Annotated in this window: 26 protein-coding genes; 6 read left to right on the top strand and 20 right to left on the bottom strand. The window is 62.3% G+C overall.

Features of this window, described 5'->3' with window-relative positions:
• The first annotated feature begins 43 nt into the window (after positions 1–43).
• Complete coding sequence (locus QU606_RS31450; protein ID WP_024077571.1) at positions 44–1,369, top strand: lytic murein transglycosylase; 1,326 nt, start codon at positions 44–46, stop codon at positions 1,367–1,369.
• A 68-nt stretch (positions 1,370–1,437) separates the two neighbouring features.
• Here the strand turns inward: QU606_RS31450 and QU606_RS31455 are convergent, their stop codons facing one another.
• From QU606_RS31455 to QU606_RS31515, 13 genes are all read right to left on the bottom strand, one after another.
• Positions 1,438–2,358, bottom strand: coding sequence for an LD-carboxypeptidase (locus QU606_RS31455; RefSeq protein ID WP_150295773.1), 921 nt, complete (start codon positions 2,356–2,358; stop codon positions 1,438–1,440).
• Between the two features lie 139 nt (positions 2,359–2,497).
• Complete coding sequence (lipA, locus tag QU606_RS31460) at positions 2,498–3,499, bottom strand: lipoyl synthase (protein ID WP_162163623.1); 1,002 nt, start codon at positions 3,497–3,499, stop codon at positions 2,498–2,500.
• 26 nt (positions 3,500–3,525) lie between these two features.
• Positions 3,526–4,173: a lipoyl(octanoyl) transferase LipB gene (lipB, locus tag QU606_RS31465; RefSeq protein ID WP_024077574.1), complete on the bottom strand. Its 648-nt coding sequence runs from the start codon at positions 4,171–4,173 to the stop codon at positions 3,526–3,528.
• Positions 4,173–4,448 carry a DUF493 domain-containing protein gene (locus QU606_RS31470; RefSeq protein ID WP_024077575.1) on the bottom strand — a complete coding sequence of 92 codons (276 nt, stop codon included), beginning with the start codon at positions 4,446–4,448 and terminating at the stop codon, positions 4,173–4,175. Before QU606_RS31470 ends, lipB begins: the two co-directional genes overlap by 1 nt.
• Before the next feature lie 85 nt (positions 4,449–4,533).
• Positions 4,534–5,691 carry a D-alanyl-D-alanine carboxypeptidase family protein gene (locus tag QU606_RS31475; protein WP_010562459.1) on the bottom strand — a complete coding sequence of 386 codons (1,158 nt, stop codon included), beginning with the start codon at positions 5,689–5,691 and terminating at the stop codon, positions 4,534–4,536.
• A gap of 183 nt (positions 5,692–5,874) precedes the next feature.
• Positions 5,875–6,873, bottom strand: coding sequence for a septal ring lytic transglycosylase RlpA family protein (locus tag QU606_RS31480; RefSeq protein ID WP_024077576.1), 999 nt, complete (start codon positions 6,871–6,873; stop codon positions 5,875–5,877).
• Positions 6,873–7,883, bottom strand: coding sequence for a lytic murein transglycosylase B (gene mltB, locus QU606_RS31485; RefSeq protein ID WP_024077577.1), 1,011 nt, complete (start codon positions 7,881–7,883; stop codon positions 6,873–6,875). Before mltB ends, QU606_RS31480 begins: the two co-directional genes overlap by 1 nt.
• A gap of 17 nt (positions 7,884–7,900) precedes the next feature.
• Complete coding sequence (rodA, locus tag QU606_RS31490; protein WP_051448934.1) at positions 7,901–9,004, bottom strand: rod shape-determining protein RodA; 1,104 nt, start codon at positions 9,002–9,004, stop codon at positions 7,901–7,903.
• A 31-nt stretch (positions 9,005–9,035) separates the two neighbouring features.
• Complete coding sequence (mrdA, locus tag QU606_RS31495) at positions 9,036–10,934, bottom strand: penicillin-binding protein 2 (protein ID WP_024077579.1); 1,899 nt, start codon at positions 10,932–10,934, stop codon at positions 9,036–9,038.
• Positions 10,935–10,949: 15 nt separating this feature from the next.
• Positions 10,950–11,417 carry a 23S rRNA (pseudouridine(1915)-N(3))-methyltransferase RlmH gene (gene rlmH, locus QU606_RS31500; protein WP_003176297.1) on the bottom strand — a complete coding sequence of 156 codons (468 nt, stop codon included), beginning with the start codon at positions 11,415–11,417 and terminating at the stop codon, positions 10,950–10,952.
• Between the two features lie 9 nt (positions 11,418–11,426).
• A complete protein-coding gene (rsfS, locus tag QU606_RS31505) occupies positions 11,427–11,921 on the bottom strand; it encodes a ribosome silencing factor (RefSeq protein WP_003176298.1) in 495 nt (164 codons plus the stop codon).
• A 69-nt stretch (positions 11,922–11,990) separates the two neighbouring features.
• A complete protein-coding gene (nadD, locus tag QU606_RS31510) occupies positions 11,991–12,635 on the bottom strand; it encodes a nicotinate-nucleotide adenylyltransferase (protein ID WP_041161029.1) in 645 nt (214 codons plus the stop codon).
• On the bottom strand, positions 12,635–13,900 hold the full coding sequence (locus tag QU606_RS31515) for a glutamate-5-semialdehyde dehydrogenase (RefSeq protein ID WP_024077581.1): 1,266 nt from the start codon (positions 13,898–13,900) through the stop codon (positions 12,635–12,637). Before QU606_RS31515 ends, nadD begins: the two co-directional genes overlap by 1 nt.
• Before the next feature lie 174 nt (positions 13,901–14,074).
• Here QU606_RS31515 and QU606_RS31520 point away from each other — a divergent pair, with 174 nt between their 5' ends.
• Complete coding sequence (locus QU606_RS31520; protein ID WP_024077582.1) at positions 14,075–14,758, top strand: DNA-3-methyladenine glycosylase; 684 nt, start codon at positions 14,075–14,077, stop codon at positions 14,756–14,758.
• Positions 14,759–14,892: 134 nt separating this feature from the next.
• Positions 14,893–16,209: a bifunctional DedA family/phosphatase PAP2 family protein gene (locus QU606_RS31525; RefSeq protein ID WP_304997979.1), complete on the top strand. Its 1,317-nt coding sequence runs from the start codon at positions 14,893–14,895 to the stop codon at positions 16,207–16,209.
• On the opposite strand, the gene QU606_RS31530 is transcribed toward QU606_RS31525, so the two are convergent.
• Genes QU606_RS31530 through QU606_RS31540 form a run of 3 tightly spaced genes read right to left on the bottom strand, consistent with a single transcriptional unit; the run spans position 16,203 to position 17,893 of the window.
• On the bottom strand, positions 16,203–16,796 hold the full coding sequence (locus QU606_RS31530) for an LON peptidase substrate-binding domain-containing protein (protein ID WP_024077584.1): 594 nt from the start codon (positions 16,794–16,796) through the stop codon (positions 16,203–16,205). The two genes, QU606_RS31525 and QU606_RS31530, sit on opposite strands and share 7 nt — an antisense overlap.
• 21 nt (positions 16,797–16,817) lie before the next feature.
• The gene (locus tag QU606_RS31535; protein WP_193689873.1) at positions 16,818–17,534 is read right to left on the bottom strand and encodes an LrgB family protein; all 717 of its coding nucleotides are present in this window, start codon (positions 17,532–17,534) and stop codon (positions 16,818–16,820) included.
• Positions 17,531–17,893 (bottom strand): CidA/LrgA family protein, encoded by a 363-nt coding sequence (locus QU606_RS31540; RefSeq protein ID WP_024077586.1) that lies wholly within the window; start codon positions 17,891–17,893, stop codon positions 17,531–17,533. Before QU606_RS31540 ends, QU606_RS31535 begins: the two co-directional genes overlap by 4 nt.
• Before the next feature lie 287 nt (positions 17,894–18,180).
• Here QU606_RS31540 and QU606_RS31545 point away from each other — a divergent pair, with 287 nt between their 5' ends.
• From QU606_RS31545 to QU606_RS31555, 3 genes are all read left to right on the top strand, one after another.
• Complete coding sequence (locus QU606_RS31545; protein ID WP_024077587.1) at positions 18,181–18,636, top strand: MaoC family dehydratase; 456 nt, start codon at positions 18,181–18,183, stop codon at positions 18,634–18,636.
• A gap of 105 nt (positions 18,637–18,741) precedes the next feature.
• Positions 18,742–20,460: a C13 family peptidase gene (locus QU606_RS31550; RefSeq protein WP_304997980.1), complete on the top strand. Its 1,719-nt coding sequence runs from the start codon at positions 18,742–18,744 to the stop codon at positions 20,458–20,460.
• Positions 20,461–20,491: 31 nt separating this feature from the next.
• Entirely contained in the window at positions 20,492–21,133 is a 642-nt protein-coding gene (locus QU606_RS31555) for an oxidoreductase (RefSeq protein ID WP_024077589.1), read from the top strand.
• Positions 21,134–21,447: 314 nt separating this feature from the next.
• On the opposite strand, the gene QU606_RS31560 is transcribed toward QU606_RS31555, so the two are convergent.
• The 4 genes from QU606_RS31560 to QU606_RS31575 all read right to left on the bottom strand — a co-directional run bounded on the left by QU606_RS31560 (position 21,448) and on the right by QU606_RS31575 (position 25,679).
• A complete protein-coding gene (locus tag QU606_RS31560; protein WP_024077590.1) occupies positions 21,448–21,732 on the bottom strand; it encodes a YceK/YidQ family lipoprotein in 285 nt (94 codons plus the stop codon).
• Positions 21,725–22,354: a flavin prenyltransferase UbiX gene (ubiX, locus tag QU606_RS31565; RefSeq protein ID WP_010206807.1), complete on the bottom strand. Its 630-nt coding sequence runs from the start codon at positions 22,352–22,354 to the stop codon at positions 21,725–21,727. Before ubiX ends, QU606_RS31560 begins: the two co-directional genes overlap by 8 nt.
• A complete protein-coding gene (mpl, locus tag QU606_RS31570) occupies positions 22,351–23,700 on the bottom strand; it encodes a UDP-N-acetylmuramate:L-alanyl-gamma-D-glutamyl-meso-diaminopimelate ligase (protein WP_304997981.1) in 1,350 nt (449 codons plus the stop codon). The genes ubiX and mpl overlap by 4 nt, the downstream gene beginning before the upstream one ends.
• Before the next feature lie 74 nt (positions 23,701–23,774).
• Positions 23,775–25,679, bottom strand: a complete 1,905-nt coding sequence (locus QU606_RS31575) for a sigma-54-dependent Fis family transcriptional regulator (protein WP_304997982.1) — start codon at positions 25,677–25,679, stop codon at positions 23,775–23,777.
• Positions 25,680–25,744: the final 65 nt, after the last annotated feature.

A 25,744-nucleotide genomic window follows, 5' to 3' on the forward strand; every position in this document is an offset into this window, starting at 1 on the left:
CATGATAAGGTCTGCACCTGATTTGTAATCCCTGGACCTGTGCATGCCCTCTAGTCTTTCCCGTCGTTGGCACCTTCGCCAATTGATCGCTGCCTCCAGCCTCATACTGCTCGTCGCCTGCGCGGAAAAGCCCACCGCCGCGGACGCTCAACCCCTGCCGACATTGCAGACCGCCCCCGTCGCAGCGCCCGCTGTCGTGGCCCCGCTGGCCGTGGACAATCTCGACATCCAGCCCACCCAGACCTTTGCCGAATGGCAGGCCGGTTTCCGCGAGCAAGCCTTGAAGGCCGGGATTACACCCGCCGTCTTCGATAATGCATTTGCCGGTGTTACCCCCGACATGGCGGTGATCCGCGCCGACCGCAGCCAGCCGGAGTTTTCCCGCCCGGTGTGGGAATACCTCGATGGCGCCCTGTCGCCGGTGCGCGTGCGTAACGGCCAGTCAATGCTGATCAAGTACGCCGATATCCTGCAAAGCATCGAGCAACGGTATGGCGTCGACCGCCAGGCACTGGTCTCGGTCTGGGGCATGGAAAGCAACTTCGGCCAGTTCCAAGGCAATAACTCGGTGATCCGCTCCTTGGCGACCCTGGCCTACGAAGGCCGTCGCCCGGCCTTTGCCCAGGCGCAATTGCTCGCCGCACTGCAGATCATCCAGCATGGCGATATCCAGGCCGACCAGATGAAAGGCTCCTGGGCCGGCGCCATGGGCCAGACCCAATTTATCCCGACCACCTACAATACCCACGCCGTGGACTTCGATGGCGACGGTCGCCGCGATATCTGGAACAGCCCGGCCGACGCCCTCGCCTCTACCGCTCACTACCTGCAAAGCTCCGGCTGGCAGAAAGGCCAACCGTGGGGCTTCGAGGTGCAACAACTGCCGGCGAACTTCGATTACGCCCTGGCCGACGGCGGTATACGCAAGACCGTGGCCGAATGGCTGAAACTGGGTATCCAGTTGCCACCGGGGGCCAGCATGCCGGCCAACGTTGGGCAACTGTCCGCCGCGCTGCTGCTGCCAGCCGGCTACCGTGGCCCGGCGTTCCTGGTGCTGGATAATTTCCGCGCGATCCTCAAGTACAACAACTCATCGTCCTACGCGCTGGCCGTGGGCCTGCTGTCGGAACGGTTTGGTGGAGGCGGTGTGATCCGTGGGGATTGGCCGAAGGATGAGCTGCCGCTGAGCCGTTCACAGCGCATCGACCTGCAGACGGCATTGAGCGCCAATGGTTATGACGCGGGCAACCCGGACGGAATTATCGGCGCGAACACGCGCAAGGCGATTCGGGCGGCGCAGCAATCGTTGGGCTGGCCAGCGGATGGGTATCCGACCGTGAAGTTGCTGGAGTCGTTGCAGAACCGTTAGATCTGCTTATGGCGGCGACCACTCTCGGGGGCAAGCCCTCGATAGCGGTTTAGCAAACGCCAATAGATTCAGGGCCGGACAACCACATCCTGCTCCAACACCACCTGCTGCTCCCCCGCATCCAACCGCACCAACGCGCCCATCGGCAGCGTCAGGTTCGGATCGCAATGCCCGCTGCGCCAGCCGGCCAGCACCGGTATGCACAACGGCTCGAACGTCTGCTTCAGCAGGCGCTCCAGCGCAACGTTATCCACACCCGCCACATCCCCTACCAGCACACCGGCGACCTGAGCCAACTTGCCCGCCAGACGCAGGTGCGTCAGCAGACGGTCAATGCGGTAGATCGGCTCGTTGACGTCTTCGATAAACAGGATGATGCCCTCGGCATCGATTTCGTAGGGCGTGCCCATCACCGCCGCGATCATTGACAGGTTGCCCCCCAATAAGCGCCCACAGGCGATACCAGGCTCGATCGTAGTCAACGGGTAGGCCACCGGGTGCACCAACACACTGCCTGCGCCCAGCTGGCCTCGCAGCAGGTTGAACAGTGATGACTCGGTGGGGGGTTGCTTGCCGCCAAGCAAGTCGGCATTCAGCATCGGGCCGTGGAAGGTCACAAAGCCCGCATAGCGGCTGATCGCAAGGTGCAAAGCGGTGATGTCGCTGTAGCCCACAAAGGGTTTGGGGTTGGCGCGCAGCAGGTCGAAGTCCAGCGCGTCGAGCAGTCGCGGTGTGCCGTAACCACCACGCAAACAGAAGATAGCGTCGATTTCCGGATCGGCAAAAGCGGCGTGCAGGTCACGCAGACGTACTGCATCGCTGCCGGCGAGGTAGCCGTCGCGTTCATAGACACCGGGGGAAATTCGCAGATCGTAGCCGCGCGTGCGCATCCATTGGCCAGCCTTTTCAACGTCCAGCACGGCAGGGCCGGCGGGAGCGATCAGGGCGATGGTGCCTTCAGAGCGAAGGGCTGGAACGGCTGCAGTCATACACAACTCTCCCTAACTAACGCGGAACGAAATGTGGGAGGGGGCTTGCCCCCGAAAGCGGTGGATCAGCCAGCACATGGAGTGACTGACATACCGCAATCGGGGGCAAGCCCCCTCCCACACTGGATCTCAATCCCTATCAGGAAACCAGGCTAGCCTTGACCAGCTTGGCTTGCTCATCGGCGTGGTACGAGGAACGCACCAGCGGGCCCGACGCGACGTTCTTGAAGCCCATCTTGTAGCCTTCCTCGGCGAACCAGGCAAAGGTGTCCGGGTGCACGAAGCGCTGTACTGGCAAGTGGCTGCGGGACGGTTGCAGGTACTGGCCCAGGGTCAGCATGTCGATGTCGTGTTCGCGCATGCGCTTCATGACTTCGATCACTTCTTCGTCGGTTTCGCCCAGGCCCAGCATCAAGCCGGATTTGGTCGGAATATGCGGCATCATCTGCTTGAACTTCTGCAGCAGGGTCAGCGACCACTGGTAGTCCGAACCCGGGCGCGCGGCCTTGTACAGGCGCGGCACGGTTTCCAGGTTGTGGTTGAACACATCTGGCGGCTCGGCGGCGGTGATTTCCAGCGCCACGTCCATACGGCCACGGTAGTCCGGGACCAGGGTTTCGAGCATCACGTTCGGTGACAGCTTGCGGATTTCGCGGATGCAGTCGGCGAAATGCTGGGCGCCGCCGTCGCGCAGGTCGTCACGGTCTACCGAGGTGATCACCACGTACTTGAGTTTCAGGTCGGCGATGGCGATGGCCAGGCTTTCCGGTTCGTTGACGTCCAGTGGCTTCGGCCGGCCGTGGCCGACGTCGCAGAACGGGCAACGACGGGTGCAGATGTCACCCATGATCATGAAGGTAGCGGTGCCGCCGGAGAAGCACTCGCCCAGGTTCGGGCACGATGCTTCTTCGCACACGCTGTGCAGCTTGTGCTTGCGCAGCAGGGCCTTGATCCGGTCGACTTCCGGCGAGACCGGAATACGCACGCGAATCCAGTCAGGCTTTTTCGGCAGTTCGGTCGTCGGGATGATCTTGACCGGGATGCGTGCAACCTTTTCGGCGCCGCGCAGCTTGACGCCGGCTTCCACCTTGGCACGCGGGGCCGGGGCCGGACGCTCGGTAACGTCCAGCGTCGGGATCATGGTTTGCACTGCATCAGTAGTCATAATCAGTCGATTCCGCCCGTGAGGGTCGTCTGCTCAGCATAGTCGAGGTGTTTGACGAGCTGCGCACGCAGCCGGGCACTTACCTCGGCAAATTTAATCGGTGTGGCGTGGTCGCTCAGTTGGGTCATCGCCAGCCCGGCATAACCGCACGGGTTGATGCGCCGGAACGGTGCCAGGTCCATGTCCACGTTCAGGGCCAGGCCATGAAAGGAACAACCGTGGCGAATCCGCAAACCGAGGGACGCGATTTTCGCGCCGTCCACATACACACCGGGTGCATCGGGCTTGGCCGCGGCGCTCACGCCATAACTGGCCAACAGCTCGATCAGGCAAGCCTCCATGCGGCTTACCAGGTCGCGCACGCCAAAACCCAGCTTGCGCACGTCCAGCAGCAGGTAAGCCACCAGTTGACCGGGCCCATGGTAAGTCACTTGCCCCCCTCGGTCGACCTGCACCACCGGAATATCCCCCGGCAGCAGCAGATGTTCGGCCTTGCCGGCCTGGCCCTGGGTGAACACCGGCGGGTGCTCCACCAGCCAGATTTCATCGGGCGCCGAAGTGCCGCGCTCATTCGTGAACCGCTGCATGGCGTGCCAGACGGGCTCGTAGTCCATCCGGCCGAGCTCGCGAAAGCCCAGGACCTGTGGCATCACAGCACCATGTGCACGAAGCCGGTGGCCCGCAGTTCGCTGTTGATGTCGTAGAGCTGGTCTTGACCGGTCGCAACGATGTGCAACTGGATCGTGGTGTATTTACCGTTGGAGCTCAAACGCTCGTCCACCCGGTTGTCATTGATCGTCGCGTGTTTACGCACGATCTGAAGAATCGTGTCTTTGTTGCCTACACCGGTATCGCTGATCACCTTGACGGGATAATCCACGTTTGGGAATTCGATCTTTGGCGCCTTTACTTCTTTATCGGTCATGGCGTAACGGCCTCGTAAGCGTAAGCCGTGGCGACGGGCAAAGCCCCGTGTCGGATCAACACGGGGCTTTGCAGGTGCACACTTATCAGTTGAACAAGCTGTAGAAGAATAGACGGATGCTATCCCACACGCGGCGGAAGATACCACCTTCGTCGACGGCGTCCAGGGCGATCAGGTCGGCGCTGTGCACCACCTTGTCGTCCAGCTTCACTTCGACTTTACCGATCACATCACCCTTGGCGATTGGTGCAACCAGATGCGGGTTCATGGTCATGCTGGCAGCGAGCTTTTTCAGCTGGCCTTTAGGCATGGTCAGGGTCAGGTCTTCAGCCAGGCCAGCCTTGACTTGCGAGGTCGCGCCTTTCCAAACCGGCGCGGTCGCCAGTTCAGCACCCTTCTGGTAGAAGGTCTGGGTTTCGAAGAAGCGGAAGCCGTAGGTCAGCAGTTTTTGCGTCTCGGCGGCACGCGCCTGCTCGCTGTTGGTGCCGAAGACCACGGCGATCAGGCGCTGGCCGTCACGCACGGCGGACGACACCATGCAGTAGCCGGCTTCTTCAGTGTGGCCGGTCTTCAGACCGTCGACAGTCTTGTCGCGCCACAGCAGCAGGTTGCGGTTAGGCTGCTTGATGTTGTTCCAGAAAAATTCCTTCTGGGAGTAGATCGCGTAGTGCACCGGGTCGACACGAATGATCGCGCGCGCCAGGATCGCCATGTCATGTGCCGACGAGTAGTGCTCAGGGTTCGGCAGACCGGTCGGGTTCATGAAGTGGCTATTGGTCATGCCCAGGTCGGCCACGGTTTTGTTCATCATGTCGGCGAACGCGTCTTCGCTGCCGGCGATGTGCTCGGCCAGGGCGACGCTGGCGTCGTTACCGGACTGGATGATGATGCCGTGCAGCAGGTCGCTCACCGTTACTTGGGAGCCAACCTTGATGAACATGCGCGAACCGCCGGTACGCCAGGCGTTTTCGCTGACGGTCACCGGGTCGTTCTCGCCGATCTGGCCGCGACGGATTTCCAGGGTCGCGATGTAGGCAGTCATCAGTTTGGTCAGGCTGGCCGGCGGCAGGCGCTGGTCACCGTTGTTCTCGACCAGCACGTTGCCGCTGGCGGCATCCATGAGGACCCAGGCCTTGGCGGCCAGTTGCGGTGAAGCCGGCACCATTTCAACCGCCCAGGCGGCCGGGGTGATGATCAGCGAGATAAGCAGGCACGTGCGTTTGGCTAAGGTGGTGATGTTCATCCGTCTCTCGAAATTACTTATGGAAACTTGCCCTCGCGGGCAAAACTCATTCAGACAGCCCGTTGCCAGACTGTCACGTGTTCGGTTGCCCGCTCACCCCTTGCCCCTGGGTTTTATTGTTCAACGAGCCAACAACCAGGGTTCGGACCCGCGCACGGGCCCGAACCATCTATCTTTTGGTACTTATTCGGCGGTGACCACACTGGGTTGCCCCAGGTTGGCCAGGCGCACGCTGTTCTGCACTTGCGCAACCTCGCTCGGCGAGCCGATCGGGCCCATGCGCACGCGGTGCAGCGTTTGCTGGTTACGCACGATGGAGCTGATGAACACCGGCGCGTTGACCATGCTGCTCAACTTGGACCTTAACAGTTCTGCCGCGTCCGGGTTGGCGAAAGCGCCCACTTGCAGGTATTGGCCGCCGGCGGTAGAAGCCCCCGGCGCGGCATGCGGCACGACGACAGTATCTGGGGCGTGCTGTGCCGGTGGTGGCGTCCACTGCTCGATCTTGCCGGCCGAAGCGGTCACCTGCGGTTGCGGCGTCTGCGGCTCATTGAGCATCAACGGTGCGGGCTTGCCACGCTGGGCCCAGTACTGCGCCGGGTCGATGCCTTCGACCTTGACCCGCGCGGTGCCGGTTTCGGCATAGCCGAGTTTCTTCGCGGCAGCGTAGGACAAGTCGATGATCCGGTCTGAATAGAACGGTCCACGATCGTTGACCCGCAGGATCACCGTACGGTTGTTGTCCAGGTTGGTCACGCGTACATAGCTGGGCAGCGGCAGCGTCTTGTGGGCCGCGCTCATGCCATACAGGTCATACACTTCGCCGTTGGCGGTGTTCTGGCCGTGGAACTTGGTGCCGTACCACGACGCCGTGCCCGACTGCACGTAGGTCTTGGAGTCCTGCAGCGGGAAGTAGGTCTTGCCCAGCACGGTATACGGGTTGGCCTTGTAGGCGCCGGTATGCAGGGTGGGCGTGGCATCCGGGATTTTCGACACGTCGACATCCCACCACGGCGCGCCATCTTTGTGCGCGCGGTTGATGTCCAGGCCCGGCTGGGAACGAATCGCGCTGCCGCCCGACTTCTGCGCCGGACCGCGACTGGTGGAGCAACTGACAACCAGCAAGGACAACGCGGTGAACGCCACCAGCTTGAGCGGTTTATTGAACAGCGATGCCCGCATTACTTGTTGCCCCGTGCTTGGACCAGCATGTCTGACAGCTGATGTACGGCCATGGCGTACATCACACTGCGGTTATAACGCGTGATTGCGTAGAAATTCTTCAGGCCCATCCAGTATTCCGGGCCGTTTTCGCCTTCCAGGCGGAAGGCCGTCACCGGCATGTCATCACGTGGCGCATTCTGACTCGACCAGCCCAGCGCCCGCAACTCCCCGACGGTCTTGACCGGTTCGATACCCTGGGTCAAGCCTTCATCGGCCCGCTCCCCGCTGACCTCGGCGCGAACCACCACGGGTTCGCCCCCGACCCAGCCATGGCGCTTGAAGTAGCTGGCCACGCTGCCAATGGCATCGTCCGGGTTGCTCCAGATATTAATATGCCCGTCGCCGTCGAAATCCACTGCGTAGGCGCGGAAGCTGCTCGGCATGAATTGCGGCAGGCCCATGGCCCCGGCGTAGGACCCCTTGAGGGTCAGCGGGTCGACTTGCTCTTCGCGGGCCAGCAGCAGGAATTCGCGCAGTTCCTTGCGGAAGAACTCGGCGCGGGGCGGGTAATCGAAGCCCAGGGTCGACAAGGCGTCGATCACCCGGTAGCTGCCAGTATTGCGCCCGTAGAAGGTTTCAATGCCGATGATCGCCACGATGACCTGGGCCGGCACGCCATATTCCTGCTCGGCGCGGGCCAGCACGGCCTCATGCTGGCGCCAGAAGTCCACGCCGCGGGCCACGCGGGCGTCGGTGAGGAACATCGGGCGATAGTCCTTCCATTGCTTCACGCGTTCGGCGGGGCGGGAGATGGCGTCGAGGATCGCCTGCTTGCGCTGGGCTTCGCGGAACACGCCCATCAGCTGTTCACCGGCAAAACCGTAGTCGCGGGTCATTTCACCGACAAATTCGGCGACCTGGGGTGAACCATCGTAGTCACCGGCCTGCGCCTCTTGCGTTGCCCCCAGCAGCCCAATCAGGCTCATCCAGGACGCATGCCGAGTCGCCCAGCCGCGCATTACTTGCATTGACATCTTCACCTTATTCAAACCTGAGCGATCCACTTGCGATGCGTATGAATCGACATCAAAACCCCAAACGCTGACAGCAATGTCACCAGCGAAGTTCCGCCGTAGCTAATAAACGGCAATGGCACCCCAACCACCGGCAGCAGGCCACTGACCATACCGATGTTGACGAAAACGTAAACAAAAAAAGTCATGGTCAGGCTGCCGGCAAGCAATTTGCCGAACAGCGTCTGCGCCTGGGCGGTAATCACCAGGCCGCGACCAATCAGCAACAGGTAGATCAGCAACAGGGCGCAAATGCCGACCAGGCCGAACTCCTCGCCCATCACAGCAATAATGAAGTCGGTGTGGCTCTCAGGCAAAAAGTCCAGGTGCGACTGCGTGCCCAGCAGCCAACCCTTGCCAAATACGCCACCGGAACCGATGGCGGCTTTCGACTGGATAATGTTCCAGCCGGTGCCCAGCGGGTCGCTCTCGGGGTCGAGGAAGGTCAGGATCCGTTGCTTCTGGTAGTCGTGCATAAAGAAGAACCACATGGCCACCGCCACCGGGATGGCAGCCGCCAGCACGCTGAGGATCCAGCGCCAGCGCAACCCCCCCATGAACAGCACGAACGCACCGCCGGCCAGGATCAGCAGCGATGTGCCGAGGTCCGGCTGGCGCACGATCAGGACAAACGGCACGCCGATCAGGATCAGGCTGATCCCCACGTGCTTGAGCTGCGGCGGCAAGGTGCGCTTGGACAGGTACCAAGCGATAGTCGCCGGCATCAGGATCTTCATGAATTCCGACGGCTGGAAGCGAATCACCCCCGGAATGTTGATCCAGCGGGTCGCGCCCATGGCGTTGTGGCCCATCACGTCCACCACCACCAGCAGCAATACGCCAGCGACGTAGCCCAGCGGCACCCAGCGCGCCATGAAACGCGGCTCAAGCTGGGCGATCACCACCATCGACAACAGGCCCAGGCCGAACGAGGATGCCTGCTTGATCAGCAGGTCCCAGTTCTTGCCACTGGCCGAATACAGCACGAACAAGCTGCCGGCGGCCAGGGTCAGCAGCAGAATCAACAGCGGGCCATCAATGTGCATGCGTTGCAGCAACGTCGCGCGACGACGCATCACATCCTCGCTGGAGAGGATGCGATCAAAATTACTCTTCACTGGCCGTAACCTCGGTGCTTGAAGGGGGGCCGCCATATTCCGGCTTGAGCTTGCCGTCGTCGGCCAGTAACCAGGCATCCATGATCTGCCGCACCACAGGCGCGGCGACACCGGAGCCGGACTCACCGTTCTCGACCATCACCGCCACCACGATCTTCGGGTCGTCAGCCGGGGCGAAACCCACAAACAAGGCGTGGTCGCGGTGGCGCTCCTGGACCTTGGAGCGGTCATATTTCTCACCCTGCTTGATTGCCACGACCTGGGCGGTACCGCTCTTGCCGGCAATGCGGTATTGCGCACCGAGGGCCGCCTTGCGTGCGGTCCCCCGGGCGCCGTGCATCACTTGCTGCATGCCGTGGTTGACCTTGGTCCAGTCGGACGGGTCGCGCAGCACGATATCCGGGATCGGGTTTTCATCCACCGGCTTCTCGCCTTCGATGGTCTTGGCCAGGTGCGGACGGTTCCAGATGCCTTTGTTGGCCACCAGCGCGGTGGCTTGGGCCAACTGCAAAGGCGTGGCCTGCATATAGCCCTGGCCGATACCGAGGATCAAGGTTTCGCCAGGGAACCACGCCTGGCGGCGGGTCGCGCGCTTCCATTCCCGCGACGGCATCAGGCCGGGGGACTCTTCAAACATGTCCAGGGAGACTTTCTGACCCAGGCCGAACTTGCCCATGTAGGCGGACAAACGGTCGATCCCCAGCTTATGGGCCAGGTCGTAGAAATAGGTGTCGTTGGAGCGCATGATCGCGGTATCCAAATCGACATAGCCGTCACCGGTGCGGTTCCAGTTACGGTATTTGTGATCGTAGTTGGGCAGCATGTAGTAGCCGGGGTCGAACACGCGGCTCGACGCCGTCACCACGCCTGCATCCAGGCCGGCAATCGCCACCGCCGGTTTGATGGTCGAACCCGGTGGGTACAGGCCACGCAGCACACGGTTGAACAGTGGACGGTCAATGGAGTCACGCAGTTCGGCGTAGGCCTTGAAGCTGATGCCGGTCACAAACAGGTTGGGGTCGAAACTCGGCTGGCTGACCATGGCCAGCACTTCGCCCGTCCTCGGATCCAGTGCCACCACCGCACCGCGACGGCCGCCAAGCGCCATCTCGGCCGCCTCCTGCAACTTGATGTCCAGGCTCAGCACGATGTCCTTGCCCGGTACCGGATCGGTGCGCTTGAGCACCCGCAGCACGCGGCCGCGGGCGTTGGTCTCGACTTCTTCGTAACCTACCTGGCCGTGCAGCTCGGGCTCGTAGAAACGCTCGATACCGGTCTTGCCGATATGGTGGGTGCCGCTGTAATTGACCGGATCGAGGCTTTTCAGCTCTTTCTCGTTGATCCGCCCCATGTAGCCGACGGAGTGGGCAAAGTGCGGCCCTTGCGGGTAATGCCGCACCAACTGCGCCACCACCTCCACACCCGGCAGGCGGAACTGGTTCACCGCGATGCGCGCAATCTGCTCTTCGGTCAGCTCGAACAGGATCGGCACCGGCTCGAACGGCCGACGCCCCTGCTTCATGCGCTTCTCAAAGATCACCCGGTCTTCCGGGGTCAGTTGCAGTACTTCGACGATAACGTCGAGGACCTGCTGCCAATCGCCGGAACGCTCGCGGGTCATGCTCAGGCTGAAGCTGGGCCGGTTATCCGCCACCACCACGCCATTGCGGTCGAAGATCAGGCCACGGGTCGGTGGAATCGGTTGCACATGCACCCGGTTGTTTTCCGACAATGTGGAGTGATAGTCGTACTGGATCACCTGCAGGAAATACAGGCGAGCGATCAGCACCCCAATCAGCGTCACCACCATGATCGCGCCAAACACCACGCGCGCGCGTACCAGACGTGCGTCTTTCTCGTGGTCCTTGATGCGGATCGGCTGGGTCATCGGGAGGGGCGCAGATTATTTGTGATAAGGGTGCCCGGACAGGACTGTCCAGGCGCGGTACAGCTGTTCACCGATCAGAATCCTTACCAACGGGTGCGGCAGCGTCAGCGCCGACAGCGACCAGCGCTGGTCCGCCCGCGCGCAGACTTCCGGCGCCAGCCCTTCGGGGCCACCGACCATGAAGTTGACGGTTCGCGAGTCCAGGCGCCAGCGATCCAGTTCCACCGCCAACTGCTCGGTGCTCCAGGGTTTGCCGTGCACTTCGAGGGTGACGATGCGCTCGTTGGGGCCGACCTTGGCCAGCATGGCTTCGCCTTCCTGACGGATAAAGCGCGCCACGTCGGCATTCTTGCCCCGGGTATTGAGCGGTATTTCCACCAGTTCCAGCGACAGCTCGGCGGGCAGACGCTTGGCATACTCGTGCCAGCCTTCCTCCACCCACTTGGGCATGCGTGAACCGACAGCAATCAGACGCAGGCGCACAGCCGTTCCTTATTCCTGGTCTTTGTTGAGCTTGTCGAAGTGCGCGTGGCCCACTTCCGGGCTGTGGTGCTTGCCATCAGCGGCGCGGCTCTGCTCGGCGCCTTTCCACAGACGTTCCAGGTCGTAGAACTGACGGGCGTTGGACGTCATCATGTGAACGATCACGTCGTCCATGTCCAGCAGCACCCAGTCGCTGTCGCCCTTGCCTTCTTCACCCAGCGGCTTGACGCCTTGGGCCTTGACGGCTTCGCGAACCTTGTCGAGCATCGCGCCGATCTGGCGGTTGGAGGTACCCGTGGCGATGATCATGAAGTCGGTGATGCTCTGCTTGTCGCGCACGTCCAGGACCTGGATGTCCTGGGCCTTCACGTCTTCCAGGGCGGCAACGGCGACTTTTACCAGTTCTTCGCCAGCCAGCTCCGGGCCAACATGGGCTTCAACCGGCAGCGGCGCGCTTTTGAACGTGCCTTTGCGTTTTACTTTGCTTACGTCTTTGTTCGTCATAAAAAACTCGTTTTGCTCGTATGTTCGGGCGCTTGCTGCACGACTGTTCGTGCGTTCAAGCGCGCCTTTTCAGTTCGACGCACGGTAAAGCCCGTGCGCATCGATGTAGGCCAGGACCGCGTCAGGCACCAGGAAACGTACCGACTTCCCGCTGGCCAGCAGTTGACGGATCTGGGTGGCAGACACCGCAAGCGGGGTCTGCCAGACGAATGCAATATTCCCGTTCGGCCCGGTCAGGGCCAAGGGGTCACTTACCGACCGCGCGGCCAGCAGGTTGCGCAAGGCATCCGGCGGTTCGCTGTCGGCATCCGGGCGTTGCAGCACCAGGATGTGGCAATGCTGGAGGAGTTCCTCCCAACGATGCCAAGAGGGCAGGCCGCAAAATGCGTCCCAGCCCAAAAGCAGAAACAACTGGTCATCTGCCGCCAGTTCAGCGCGCATCAGTTCCAGGGTGTCGACAGTGTAGGACGGTTTATCGCGCTTGAGCTCACGATCGTCCACCACCAGCGGCGGTATACCGGCAACGGCCAGGCGTACCATCTCCAGGCGTTGCTGCGCAGACACCTGCGGCGTGTCGCGATGCGGCGGCCGGGCATTGGGCGCCAGGCGCAGCTCATCCAGCGCGAGGGCATCCGCGACTTCCAGGGCGCTGCGCAAATGGCCGATGTGTACGGGGTCGAAGGTACCGCCGAGCAGCCCGATGCGTTTAGCCATCAAGTGCGCACATGACCGTCGCCGAACACTACGTACTTCTCGCTGGTCAGGCCTTCCAGGCCAACCGGGCCGCGTGCGTGGAGCTTATCGGTGGAAATACCGATCTCAGCCCCCAGGCCATACTCGAAGCCGTCGGCAAAACGCGTAGAGGCGTTGACCATCACCGAAGCGGAATCCACTTCGTTGAGGAAACGCCGGGCATCGCTGAAATGCTCGGTAACAATGGCGTCGGTATGCTTGGAGCCGTATTGGTTGATGTGTTCGATGGCCTGGTCCAGGTCGTCAACGATGCGGATCGACAGGATCGGTGCCGTGTACTCGGTGTACCAGTCTTGTTCAGTCGCTTCGATCACGTCGCTGCCGAGCAGCGCACGGGTACGCTCGCAGCCGCGCAGTTCCACGCCCTTGTCACGGTAGATGGCAGCCAGTGGCGGTAGCACGCGCTCGGCAATGCCGGCGTGCACCAGCAGGGTTTCCATGGTGTTGCACGGGGCGTAGCGGTGGGTCTTGGCGTTATCGGCGATGCGGATTGCCTTGTCGATATCGGCGGCAACGTCGATGAACACGTGGCACACGCCATCCAGGTGCTTGATGACCGGCACCTTGGCATCGCGGCTGACGCGCTCGATCAGGCTCTTGCCACCGCGCGGCACGATCACGTCGACGAATTCCGGCATGGTGATCAGCGCGCCAACCGCTGCGCGGTCGGTGGTTTCCACCACTTGCACCACTTCGGCCGGCAGTTCGGCCACGGCCAGGCCCTGCTGGATGCAGGCTGCGATGGCGCGGTTGGAATGGATCGCCTCGGAACCGCCACGCAGGATGGTGGCATTGCCAGACTTGAGGCACAGGCTCGCGGCGTCGATGGTCACGTTCGGGCGCGACTCATAGATGATGCCGATCACGCCCAGGGGCACGCGCATCTTGCCGACCTGGATGCCGGACGGCAGGTAACGCATATCACGGATTTCACCGATGGGATCAGGCAGCTTGGCCACCTGACGCAAGCCTTCGATCATGTCGTCGATACGCGCCGGGGTCAGTGCCAGGCGATCCAGCAGGGCCGGCTCCAGGCCATTGGCGCGGCCGTTGGCCAGGTCCAGTTCGTTGGCGGCGGTCAGCTCGGAGCGCGAGGCATCCAGAGCATCGGCGGCGGCCAGCAGGGCACGGTTCTTCTGCGCGGTGCTCGCACGGGCGATCAACCGCGAGGCCTGACGGGCAGCGCGACCCAGGCGGGTCATGTAGTCAAGAACGGACTCAGTCATGGTCAGGGAGTCTTGGCAAAGAGGAAAGCGGCAGATTATAGCTGTGACGCCGCCCGACTGACAGCGGTGTGGGGCGGATGGTCGAAATGAACTGTAAAAACCTGGGGTTCAGCCGTAATTAAGGTGGGAGTTGTTATTATTCCGTCACATTTAGCCGTAATAACCCTGAACGCCATGTCCAGTTTTACCCCCCAACTCCCCGCCAGCGCCCTGCCCGACGGCTTCTTCGACCGCGATGCACAACTGCTTGCACGGGAATTGCTCGGAAAAATCATTCGCCACCGCGTCGGCGATATCTGGCTTTCAGCGCGAATTATTGAAACCGAAGCGTATTACGTGGCCGAAAAAGGCAGCCACGCCTCCCTCGGCTACACAGAAAAGCGTAAGGCTTTGTTTCTGGATGGCGGGCATATCTACATGTACTACGCCCGTGGCGGTGATTCGCTGAACTTCAGCGCCCAGGGACCGGGCAATGCCGTGCTGATCAAGTCGGCCTATCCCTGGATTGACGAACTCTCAGGTCCCGCCAGCCTGGCGCAGATGCTGTTGAACAACCCGAATGCCGACGGCAGCCCCCGCCCCTCGCAGAAGCTTTGCGCGGGCCAGACCTTGTTGTGCAAGGCGCTGGGTTTGAAAGTCCCGATGTGGGATGCCAAGCGCTTCGATCAGGAACAGCTCTATGTAGAAGACATAGGCCAGGTGCCGACGCAGATTATCCAGACCACCCGCCTGGGCATTCCCAGCGGCCGCGATGAACACCTGATGTATCGCTTCGTCGATGCCGGCTATGCGCCCTACTGCACACGGAACCCGCTGCGTCGCGGCCAGGTCGAAGGCCGCGACTACTTTCTGGTTTGAACACTATCGCCGCAACACAGCGGTGGGTCAGCGACACATCTGCGGCCTGTTACACCGTTATCGGGAGCAAGCCCCCTCCCACATTAAATCTTCAGCGTTTCGCGTTATGTATGACATAGAGGGAGTGACGTTTTATGGGCCAATGGCTCGATAGCATTACCGGCTGGCTGACCCTGAACCCGCAATGGCTGGCGGCGGCGGTGCTTATCGTGGCGTGCGTGGAATGCCTGGCCATTGCCGGGCTGATCGTGCCGGGCACCGTGTTGTTGTTTGCCATTGCGGTGCTGGCCGGCAGCGGGGCGCTGTCGTTGAGTGAAATCTTGCTGATGGGCTTCCTCGGCGGACTACTGGGCGATGGGGTTTCCTACTACCTGGGGCGGCATTTCCATCAGAACATTCGCCGTCTGCCCGGCCTGCGCCATCATCCGGAATGGATGAACGGTGCCGAGACCTACTTCCACAAGTACGGCATCGCCAGCCTGTTGGTCGGCCGTTTCATCGGCCCGCTGCGGCCGATGCTGCCAATGGTCGCCGGCATGTGCGACATGCCGTTCCCACGTTTCGCCGCCGTGAGCATTCTGGCGGCGGCGGGTTGGTCGGTGGCCTACCTGATACCCGGCTGGGCGACCGGTGCCGCGTTCCGCCTACCCTTGCCGGAAGGGTTCTGGCCAGAGGCGGGCGTGGTCACGGCCTGCCTGGCGGTATTGATCGGGCTGTGCTTGAACAGCAGCCTGCGAGGCCATCGTCGTGCAACCTTGTGGATTGGGTGTGCCAGCCTGACGTTGTTGATCGCGCTGTTCATCGGCTACCCCCACCTCAACGATTTCGACCAGGGCCTGAGCGCACTGGTGCAGGAGCACCGCAGCCCATGGCTGGACGAGGTGATGGTGCGCATCACCCAACTGGGTGAGTTCAAGAAGATGTTCGTCGCCAGCGCCGTGTTCACCGGCCTGCTGTTACTGGCGCGACAATGGCGGCATGCGGTGTTTGTCGGTGTCACGCTGGCAGGGGCGGCGCTGATCAATACTGCGACCAAGCTGTTCTTTGCCCGTGGCCGACCGGAAATCCTGACCGACCCACTGACCAGCTTCAGCATGCCCAGCGGCCATGCCTCCGGTGCGTTCGCCTTCTTCCTGGCGCTGGCAGTATTGGCCGGTCGCGGGCAACCCACGCGGATGCGCCTGACCTGGATGCTGCTGGGGTGTATCCCCGCCGCCTTCATTGCGCTGTCACGGGTCTATTTGGGCGCCCATTGGCCCACCGACATCCTGGCCGGTACGTTGCTGGCGATGACAGTGTGTGCCTTCAGCCTGAACGCCAGCCAGTACCGCAGCCCGTTGCCGGCGATGCCCCAAAAAACCTGGTGGCTGCTGCTGCCGGCGCTGGTGGCGGTGCTGAGTTTTATCGCGCTTGCCGGCATGTCCCATGCGCTGCTGCGCTATGCCTATTGAGTGAATAGTTCGCCCTGCAACTCGTCGAGCAGCATCTGGATCGCATCCAGCCGCTGCTGTGGGTCGTCGAGTTGCAGCAGGTCGATCTTGTCGGCCTCGGTGAACGGCAGCAGGTACGCCAGCTGATTGCCCAGCGCCTGCTGGCCATCGGCGTGGGTGCCCATGTCCAGCGAGGCGACCATCGGGTGTTCGGCCAGGGCCTGGAGCAAGGCCAGCAGGTCGGCGTCCTCTTCTTCCAGCGCCTGGTCCGGCAGTTCTTCCAGCCATTGCACCTCGGCCACCAGCAACTGGTCCTTCTGCACCCCGGCGTCACGCACACGGAAACGGCGACCGCCTTCGACACGAATTCCCAGCAGGCCGTTATCCTGCTGCTTGAAGTCGCGGATCAGCGCTTCGCAGCCGATCAGCGCGTAGCCATCCGGGGCCATGCCGACTTCCTGGCCGTCGAGGATGCACACCACGCCGAAGCTTTCGCCCTTTTTCATGCAACGGCTGATCATGTCCAGATAGCGCGCCTCGAACAATTGCAAGTCGAGGGTGCAGCCGGGGAACAGCACGGTATTGAGCGGGAACAGCGCCAGACTCATAAAGGTTTCCTTAAACCCGGTTTAAACAATTACCGACACCGCCAACGGCAGGAACACCGCCGTGGCCACGCCCATCAGACTCATGGCGAGCGCCGCAAAGGCGCCGCACTCTTCGCTTTCCTGCAAGGCCACCGAGGTGCCGACCGCATGCGCGGTCATGCCCAGGGCCATGCCGCGTGCCTCGGGGCTGTGTACGCCCAGTCGCGACAGGTATGCCGGACCGATCATCGCACCGATGACCCCGGTGATCAGCACAAACACCGCGGCCAATGCGGCGACACCGCCGATCTGCTCAGCCACCAGCATGGCGATCGGCGAAGTCACCGATTTGGGCGCCATGGTCATCAGCATCATGTGTTCGGCACCAAACCACCAGCCCAGCAGCACACACAGGCCAGTGGCCAATACGCCACCTATCACCAGCGTAGTAAAAATCGGCCAGAACAACTGCCGAATCCGCCGCAGGTTCAAATAGAGCGGCACTGCCAGGGCCACCGTCGCCGGGCCGAGCAGGATGCTCATGATCTCGGTGCTCTTGCGGTATTCGGCGTAGCTCAGGCCGCAACTGAGCAACACGCCAATCACCAGCAGCATGGAGACCAGCACCGGTTGCAGGAAAATCCAGCGAGTTTTCTCAAAGCCCGCCAGCACCAGTTGATAGGCGCCGAGGGTGATACCGATGCCGAACAGAGGGTGATGAATCACCGCCGCCCACGCGCCCTGCCAGTCGAAGGTCATTGTTCCTCCTCCTGTTGCGCCTGGCGCTTGACCAGCTTTTGCATCAGCAGGCCGACAAACCCCATGGCGATCACCAGCGACAGCACCAGTGCGCCGACAATGGCCCAGAAGTCCGCGGCGATGTCCTTGGCATACACCATCACCCCCACCGCCGGCGGCACCAGCAGCAACGGCAGGTAACGCAACAGGCTGCTGGCCGCCAGGCTCAACGGTTCACCGACTTCGCCGCGCCATACCAGGTAGCCCAGCATCAGCAACAGGCCAATGATCGGCCCCGGCAGTACCGGCACCAGCAAATGATTGATCGCGGTGCCGATCAATTGAAACAGCACCAGCCATGTCAGACCGCGTAACAGCATCCGTTCTCCCCCCCTAAGGCTCGCCCGCATTATAAGCATGCCCGCTCTATGCTCCGGCATTCGCCATAAGCATGGTGGGTTGACCGGGCGGGTAGCCCATGATGATCTACATTGGTTCTCTGTAACCCCAAAAAAACAGCAACTGCCTCCCTCAGGAGCGAGATTGCTCGCGAAAAACTCGAGTGCGCCGCGCCGAACCAGAAAAGCCGGCGTTATCGTTAACGACCTTCGTGAGCAAGCTCGCGCCTGCAGCGGAGGGACAAACCGATGAACCAAGGAGAGACGCAATGCCCTATGTACCCGTAGCGCAGCTCAAAGATTATGTCGGCAAGGAACTGGGACGTTCCGAATGGCTCACCATCGACCAGGCCCGAATCAACCTGTTCGCCGAAGCCACTGGCGACCATCAGTTCATCCACGTCGACCCGGTCAAGGCCGCGCAAACGCCGTTCGGCAGCACCATCGCCCACGGGTTCCTGTCGCTGTCGCTGATGCCCAAGCTGTTGGAAGACATCCTGATCATGCCCGAGGGCCTGAAGATGGCGGTCAACTATGGCCTGGACAGCGTGCGCTTTATCCAGCCAGTGAAGGTCAACTCCAAGGTGCGCCTGAACGTCACCCTCACGGACGTCACCGAGAAAAAACCGGGCCAATGGCTGTTCAAGGCCACCGCCACCCTGGAAATCGAAGGTCAGGAAAAACCCGCTTACATCGCCGAGTCGTTGTCGCTCTGCTTCGTGTAAGCCCTTCCCTGTGGTGAGGCACTGAAACTCGCCACAGGGTATGTAAATTTATGTAAGAAACTCGCAGCTACGGCATACTCGGCGCTCAATTATCCGGATCCCGCTATGCGCCCACTTGCTCCCCTTGCCCTTGCCCTGTTGCTCACCGCTTGCGGAGACGGCGAATCGCTGTTGCCGCCCGATGCGCGCCTGCCCGACGGCGGCCGCTACCGGGGTGATGTGGTCAATGGCTTGCTGCAAGGCCAGGGCCGCGTGGACTACCCCAACGGCAGCTGGTACGCCGGCCAGTTCGACCAAGGCCAGTGGCACGGCCAGGGCGAATGGCACGGCAGCAACGGCGAAGTCTATAAAGGCCAGTTCAAGCAAGGCCTGTTCGATGGCCAGGGCAGCTTGAGCACGGCGGGCAGCCACTATGTGGGCGGCTTCAAGAACGGTCGACGCAACGGCGAAGGCACCCTCAAAGAGGGGCAAATGACCTATCGCGGCGAATTCAAGGACGACCAGTACTCCGGCCTCGGTCGCCTGGAGCTGGCCGACGGCAGCCAATACCAGGGCCAGTTCGCCCACGGCAAACCAAATGGCGAAGGCCAGCGCAACGACGACAGCGGCAACCAGTTCAGCGGCCACTTCGTCGATGGCCAACTGGAAGGCAACGGCACGTTCAACAGCGCTGACGGCGACATTTATGTCGGCCAGTTCAAGCAGAACCAGCTCAATGGCAAGGGCCGTTATGAAAACGCCGACGGCGACGTGTGGATCGGCCAGTTCAAGGAAGGCGCCCTGAGCGGCAAGGGCGAATTGATTGGTGTGGACGGTAGCCATTATGTCGGCGAGTTCGCCGACTGGCGCTTCAGCGGCGAAGGCCGCCTGAACCTGACCGATGGCAGCTTCTATATCGGCGGCTTCGACAGCGACAACTACCAGGGGCGTGGCACCCTGGTGCTCACCGACGGTACCGTGCAGGCCGGCACCTGGGTCAATGGCATGCGCGTGCGGGATGCCGACGGCAAGTTGCTACCCGACCCGCTGGAAATTGGCGTGCTCGCCCAGGGCCGCTTGCTCGAAGCCGCCCTCGCCGCCGTACCCGCCTCCACCCCGGCCGTGGAGCTGTACACCCTGGCCGTGGCCGGTGACGGTAAACAAAGCGTGTTCCTGCGCGAAGCGGACTACGTCAGCAATATGCTCGCCACCCGCTTCGGTGCCCGGGGGCAGATCCGCCTGGTCAACCACCGCGACCATATTGCCGACCGCCCCCTGGCCACCCGCGAAAGCCTGCGCCGCGCGGTGCAGACCCTCGCCGAACGCAGCGGGCCGGAAGACCTGGTGTTTATCTACCTGACAAGCCACGGCACCCACGAACATGAACTGGTGCTGGACCAGCCGCGCATGGAGCTGGCCGACCTGCCTGCCGATGAGCTGGCCGCCGTGCTCACGCCGCTGAAGAACCGCGACAAGATCATCGTGATCTCCGCCTGCTACTCCGGCGGTTTCATCCCGGCACTGAAAGACGAACACACCCTGATCATGACCGCCTCCCGCGCCGACCGTGTGTCGTTCGGGTGCTCCGAGGAAGCCGATTTCACCTACTTCGGCGACGCCCTCTTCGCCCAGGCCTTCAACCAGACCGACGATTTGCAGCAAGCTTTCAAACTGGCGCAACTGCACGTGAGCGAACGCGAACAGGCGGACAACTTCGAGCCTTCCGAACCGCAGATGTGGGCCCCCAAAGGCGTGATCGCCCATTGGCAATTATTACGCAAACAGCAGGCACGAAAGGCGCTCGAAAGCGTCTCAATGAATAGCAAGGAAGCCAAAGGCAACTAAGCTGAACTGTGTAACAAGGGGGGGAAACACCATGTACCTGACACCTCAGCATATCCTGCTCGCGGGCGCCTCCGGGCTTACCGGCGAGCACCTGCTTGACCGCCTGCTCAACGAACCCACCGTAACCCGCGTGCTGGCGCCCAGCCGCAAACCGCTGGCTGAACACCCGCGCCTGGAAAACCCGGTAGGCGACCCGGCGGTGCTCCTGCCGCAACTGAGCGGCCAGGTGGATATTGCCTTCTGCTGCCTGGGCACCACCATCAAGAAAGCCGGATCGGAAGAGGCCTTCCGTGCCGTTGACCTGGATATGGTCGTGGCCTTCGCCAAGCGCGCCCGGGAAATGGGCGCGCGGCACTTGATCGTGATCAGTGCGATTGGCGCCGACCCGAAATCCTCGGTGTTCTACAACCGGGTCAAAGGGGAAATGGAACAGGCACTCAAGGCCCAGGACTGGCCGCAACTGACCATCGTGCGGCCTTCGCTGCTACTGGGGGAACGTGTTGAGCCGCGCCTGGCCGAGCAATTGGCCGGGCCGTTGTCACGCCTGATTCCAGGCAAGTACCACGGCATTGAAGTGTGCGAACTGGCCCGCGCCATGTGGCGCCTGGCGCTGGAAGAGCAGGACGGCGTGCGGGTGGTGGAGTCGGATGAGTTGCGCAAGCTCGGTAAATAAAGCCGGACACACAGCAAAATGTGGGAGGGGGCAAGCCCCAATGCCCGTCAGTTAAGGAAGAACACTGTAACTGTGGCGAGCGGGCTTGCCCCGCGTTGGGCTGCGCAGCAGCCCCAATCAATCGGAATGCAGAGTATCAGGCACTCCTCAGCGGCTGGTTCTGGGGCTGCTTCGCAGCCCAACGCGGGGCAAGCCCGCTCGCCACAGTAAGCCCGCTCGCCACAACACGCCCGCTGGCCACAGGTTAGTGTTTGCTCGTTCTATCCCTATAACTAGCCCCCCACATTGGTTTTGGGGTGCCTTTAAAATCCAGGCTAGAGCCCGCCCGTGGCGTTAAACCCCACACCGAGCACCGTCAACACCGACAGCGGCAACAGCAGCGTATCAAGCAATGCACTGGCTGGCAGGTCGACACCGGGATAGCTCGGCGCCTGCGCACCAAACCGGTCCATGGCGCAGCAGCCGCCATTCATCGCATACAAATCCAGCCGCGTGCCGGCATACACCACCGGCGCGCCGGGCTTGGCCGCATCCAGCGTACGCGCGGTGGCGCAGCCGGCCAGTTGCAACGCCAGGATGACCAGCAGGGCCTTATTCATCGCTGCTCAAATGATGCTCACCCCAGCGCGGCAACATGTCCTGGGGAATATTCAGCAGGTTGAGAATCCGGGCCACCACGAAGTCCACCAGGTCATCGATGGTCTGCGGCTGGTGATAGAAACCAGGCGATGCCGGCAAGATGGTCACGCCCATGTTCGACAACTTGAGCATGTGCTCCAGGTGAATGCTCGAATACGGCGCTTCGCGTGGCACCAGGATCAACTGGCGGCGCTCTTTGAGCGTCACATCCGCCGCGCGCTCGATCAGGTTGTTGCAGGCGCCCGTGGCAATCGCCGACAAGGTCCCGGTGGAACACGGCACCACCACCATCGCCGCCGGCGCGCCGGAGCCCGAGGCGACCGGCGACATCCAATCTTCCTTGCCATAGACCTTGATCTGCCCTGCCGCCGCACCGGTGTACTCGGTGAGGAAGGCTTGCATCATCTGCACCTTGGGCGGCAGCGCCACGTCCGTCTCGGTGGCCATCACCAGTTGCGCGGCCTTGGAAATCAGGAAGTGGACCTCACGTTCTTCGCGCACCAGGCAGTCCAGCAGGCGCAGGCCATAGGGCGCGCCGGACGCGCCGGTCATCGCCAGCGTAACGCGTTCCGGGCCGCTCATTTCAGCGCCTCGGCCAACTTGCCATGCAAGCCGCCAAAGCCGCCGTTGCTCATGACCACCACGTGGGTGCCAGGCTTGGCCTGTTGCTTGACGAATTCGATGATGCCTTCAATGGAATCGCAGACCTTCGACGGCACGGTGCAAAGCGCCGCAATCGCGGGCAGGTCCCAACCGAGGTTGGCCGGTGCATACCACACCACCTGGTCGGCGTCGTTGACACTTTCCGGCAAGCCGTCGCGGTGCGCGCCGAGTTTCATGGAGTTGGAGCGCGGCTCGACAATGGCGATGATCGGCGCATCCCCAACCCGCTTGCGCAGGCCATCAAGGGTGGTGGCAATCGCCGTCGGGTGGTGGGCAAAGTCGTCGTAGATGGTAATCCCATTCACGTCGGCGACCTTCTCCATGCGGCGCTTCACGCTTTTGAATGCGCTCAACGCGGCAATGCCCATCGACGGCACCACACCCACATGGCGCGCGGCTGCCAGGGTCACGAGGGCGTTGGCTACGTTGTGCTGGCCGGTCATATCCCATTCGACGATGCCCTGGGCCTGGCCTTCGAACAGCACTTCAAAGCGTGAGCCGTCCTCGCTGAGCAACTTGACCTGCCACTGCCCGCCCGCACCGGTGGTTTGCACCGGGGTCCAGCAGCCCATGTCGATCACGCGCTGCAAGGCCGGCTCGGTAGTCGGGTGGATCACCAGGCCTTCGCTTGGAATCGTGCGCACCAAGTGGTGGAACTGCCGCTCGATGGCCTGCAAATCGGGGAAGATGTCCGCGTGATCGAACTCAAGGTTATTGAGGATCGCAGTGCGCGGGCGGTAGTGGACGAACTTGGAACGTTTGTCGAAGAAGGCGCTGTCGTACTCATCGGCCTCGATCACGAAGAACGGCGTATCGCCCAGGCGCGCCGACACCGAGAAGTTCTGCGGCACGCCGCCGATCAGGAAGCCCGGGCTCATGCCCGCATGCTCCAGGACCCAGGCCAGCATGCTGCTGGTGGTGGTCTTGCCATGGGTGCCGGCGACCGCCAATACCCAGCGGCCTTGCAGCACGTGATCAGCCAGCCATTGCGGGCCGGAGACATAGGGCAAGCCTTTGTTCAGGACGTACTCGACCGCCGGGTTGCCACGAGACATGGCGTTGCCGATCACCACCAGGTCGGGGATCGGATCGAATTGGGATGGGTCGTAGCCCTGCGTCAGCTCAATGCCCTGGGCCTGCAACTGTGTGCTCATGGGCGGGTAAACATTGGCGTCGGAGCCGGTAACGTGATGGCCCAACTCTTTGGCCAGAACCGCCATCGAGCCCATGAACGTGCCGCAGATACCAAGAATATGAATGTGCATAGTCGACCTCGTAAAACATCGAGGCAGGTTAGCGCAGGGGGGCAAAAATCGCACCTTTTAGCTGTAGGACCCGATCATAGGGAGGCGCGGGCAATACCGTGCCGGCGCAGCTTTCTATAGAGGGTGTTGCGGCTGACCCCCAGCTGTTCCGCCGTGTGGGTCATGTGCCAGCGCTGTTGCTCCAGCGCCGCGAGCAACGCCAGGCGCTCGGCGTCCTCCAGAGGCGACTCCATGGACAGGGCCTCGGCCACCGGTTGCGCCTGGGCCTGGCGGATCTGCGCGGGCAGGTCCTCAAGGCCGACTCGCCCGTCGTCACAAAGCGCCGCCAGCGTACGCAGCACGGTACGCATCTGCCGGACATTGCCGGGCCAGGCAAAGCGAAGCAGCGCCGAACGCGCCGCCAGCTCAAGCAACACGGCCTGCCCGCCCGCCTCTTCTGCCAGCAGGAAATCCAGCAATTGAGATTTATCACTGCGCTCACGCAACGGCGGCAACCCGACTTCCAGGCCGTTGAGCCGGTAATACAGATCTTCGCGGAAACTGCCGTCCGCCACACGCCCGAGCAAATCCCTGTGGGTCGCGCTGATGATCCTGACATCGATCGCCTGGGGCTCACCGCCCAGAGGCACGACCATGCGGTCCTCCAGCACCCTTAATAGCCGCGTCTGCAACGCCAGGGGCATATCGCCGATTTCATCGAGGAACAGCGTACCGCCATCAGCCTGTTGCAACTTGCCCTGCATACCCTCCTTGCGCGCGCCGGTAAAGCTGCCGCCGCGGTAGCCGAACAGTTCGCTTTCGATCAGGCTTTCCGGGATAGCCGCGCAGTTGAGCGCAACAAAGGCTTTATCGGCGCGCTGGCTGGCATGGTGCACCGCCTTTGCGAACGCCTCCTTGCCGGAGCCGGTCTCGCCATTGATCAGCAACGGCACGTCGCGCTCGAATACCCGCAACGCCTTACGGAAATCGTTTTGCAAGGCCGGGTCACCCAGGCAGATACCGGGCAGCCGTGGTGGCTCCGGCAACTTGGCAATGGGGGCGGGTGCCCCTACGCCGCGAGGCTGACCGCGCAGGGCCGCGAACAAATGCCGGCCATCCCGGGTACGCAACGGCCAACTGGCGGTGGCATTTGCGCTGGCGCGACCGAGCAGCTGATCCAGCGAACACTCGAACAACGCCTCCACCGGCTGCCCGAGCAAGCCGCCGCGAACCTGCCCCAGCAGGTTCAACGCGCTCTGGTTGACCGCACAGATACGCCCTTCGCCGTCGAACGCCAGCAACCCCTCGCTGAACAGGCCCACCGATTCCGCCTGTAAATGAAAGCGCAGCAACCATTGGTTCTCGAAATGCCGCAGGAAGTAACAACTCTCGATCATCTTCGCCGAGAGATTGACCAAGGCCATGGTGTGAAACTGGCTCTGGCGCGACACCGCTTCCCTGGCCGAGGACACATCCAGCACCGCCAGTAATTCGCCATGAGGGTCGAACACCGGGCTGGCCGAGCAGGTCAGCCCGGTATGCCGGCCACGGAAGTGTTCATCACGATGAATCGTCAACGACTGGCGCTCCACCAGGCAGGTGCCGATGCCGTTGGTGCCTTCGCAGGCCTCGCTCCAGTCCGCGCCCAGCCACAGCCCGGCGCGCTCGAAAATCTTGCGCTCACTCGACGCGGTGACACAGTTGAGGATCACCCCGCGCGCATCGGTCAACAACACTGCATGGCCGGCGCCCGAGAGCTGTTGATGCAGGCTGTTCATCTCGCTGCCGGCGATGTGCAGCACCTGTTGCAGGCGCTCGCGACTTTCCAGCAGGCGGCCATGTTCGAGCACGGTAGGGGCGATGGTTTGCGCAGGGTCGAGGTGGTAGTCCTCCAGGCACCTCAGCCAGGAGCGGGCGATCGACGGGTCACTGGACGGGTCGCGCCCTTGGGCCACGGTGAGGACTTGCTGGGCATGGCGACTGAAATGATCGTTCTGCATGTTCTTATTATTCTCTCTACGTGAGAGCCCCCAGCATCCCCCAGCCATCCGACCTTTGCAATCCC

Origin of the sequence: Pseudomonas sp. OVF7, from assembly GCF_030644265.1 — a bacterium.
In the GTDB taxonomy this organism is placed as follows: Bacteria; Pseudomonadota; Gammaproteobacteria; order Pseudomonadales; family Pseudomonadaceae; genus Aquipseudomonas; species Aquipseudomonas gorinensis.

Bases quoted from the DNA above. Each gene is read 5' to 3' on its own strand.
- QU606_RS31450 (WP_024077571.1), top strand. From the start codon at position 44: ATGCCCTCTAGTCTTTCCCGTCGTTGGCACCTTCGCCAATTGATCGCT.
- QU606_RS31455 (WP_150295773.1), bottom strand. From the start codon at position 2,358: ATGACTGCAGCCGTTCCAGCCCTTCGCTCTGAAGGCACCATCGCCCTG.
- lipA (WP_162163623.1), bottom strand. From the start codon at position 3,499: ATGATCCCGACGCTGGACGTTACCGAGCGTCCGGCCCCGGCCCCGCGT.
- lipB (WP_024077574.1), bottom strand. From the start codon at position 4,173: ATGCCACAGGTCCTGGGCTTTCGCGAGCTCGGCCGGATGGACTACGAG.
- QU606_RS31470 (WP_024077575.1), bottom strand. From the start codon at position 4,448: ATGACCGATAAAGAAGTAAAGGCGCCAAAGATCGAATTCCCAAACGTG.
- QU606_RS31475 (WP_010562459.1), bottom strand. From the start codon at position 5,691: ATGAACATCACCACCTTAGCCAAACGCACGTGCCTGCTTATCTCGCTG.
- QU606_RS31480 (WP_024077576.1), bottom strand. From the start codon at position 6,873: ATGCGGGCATCGCTGTTCAATAAACCGCTCAAGCTGGTGGCGTTCACC.
- mltB (WP_024077577.1), bottom strand. From the start codon at position 7,883: ATGCAAGTAATGCGCGGCTGGGCGACTCGGCATGCGTCCTGGATGAGC.
- rodA (WP_051448934.1), bottom strand. From the start codon at position 9,004: ATGCGTCGTCGCGCGACGTTGCTGCAACGCATGCACATTGATGGCCCG.
- mrdA (WP_024077579.1), bottom strand. From the start codon at position 10,934: ATGACCCAGCCGATCCGCATCAAGGACCACGAGAAAGACGCACGTCTG.
- rsfS (WP_003176298.1), bottom strand. From the start codon at position 11,921: ATGACGAACAAAGACGTAAGCAAAGTAAAACGCAAAGGCACGTTCAAA.
- nadD (WP_041161029.1), bottom strand. From the start codon at position 12,635: ATGGCTAAACGCATCGGGCTGCTCGGCGGTACCTTCGACCCCGTACAC.
- QU606_RS31515 (WP_024077581.1), bottom strand. From the start codon at position 13,900: ATGACTGAGTCCGTTCTTGACTACATGACCCGCCTGGGTCGCGCTGCC.
- QU606_RS31520 (WP_024077582.1), top strand. From the start codon at position 14,075: ATGTCCAGTTTTACCCCCCAACTCCCCGCCAGCGCCCTGCCCGACGGC.
- QU606_RS31525 (WP_304997979.1), top strand. From the start codon at position 14,893: ATGGGCCAATGGCTCGATAGCATTACCGGCTGGCTGACCCTGAACCCG.
- QU606_RS31530 (WP_024077584.1), bottom strand. From the start codon at position 16,796: ATGAGTCTGGCGCTGTTCCCGCTCAATACCGTGCTGTTCCCCGGCTGC.
- QU606_RS31535 (WP_193689873.1), bottom strand. From the start codon at position 17,534: ATGACCTTCGACTGGCAGGGCGCGTGGGCGGCGGTGATTCATCACCCT.
- QU606_RS31540 (WP_024077586.1), bottom strand. From the start codon at position 17,893: ATGCTGTTACGCGGTCTGACATGGCTGGTGCTGTTTCAATTGATCGGC.
- QU606_RS31545 (WP_024077587.1), top strand. From the start codon at position 18,181: ATGCCCTATGTACCCGTAGCGCAGCTCAAAGATTATGTCGGCAAGGAA.
- QU606_RS31550 (WP_304997980.1), top strand. From the start codon at position 18,742: ATGCGCCCACTTGCTCCCCTTGCCCTTGCCCTGTTGCTCACCGCTTGC.
- QU606_RS31555 (WP_024077589.1), top strand. From the start codon at position 20,492: ATGTACCTGACACCTCAGCATATCCTGCTCGCGGGCGCCTCCGGGCTT.
- QU606_RS31560 (WP_024077590.1), bottom strand. From the start codon at position 21,732: ATGAATAAGGCCCTGCTGGTCATCCTGGCGTTGCAACTGGCCGGCTGC.
- ubiX (WP_010206807.1), bottom strand. From the start codon at position 22,354: ATGAGCGGCCCGGAACGCGTTACGCTGGCGATGACCGGCGCGTCCGGC.
- mpl (WP_304997981.1), bottom strand. From the start codon at position 23,700: ATGCACATTCATATTCTTGGTATCTGCGGCACGTTCATGGGCTCGATG.
- QU606_RS31575 (WP_304997982.1), bottom strand. From the start codon at position 25,679: ATGCAGAACGATCATTTCAGTCGCCATGCCCAGCAAGTCCTCACCGTG.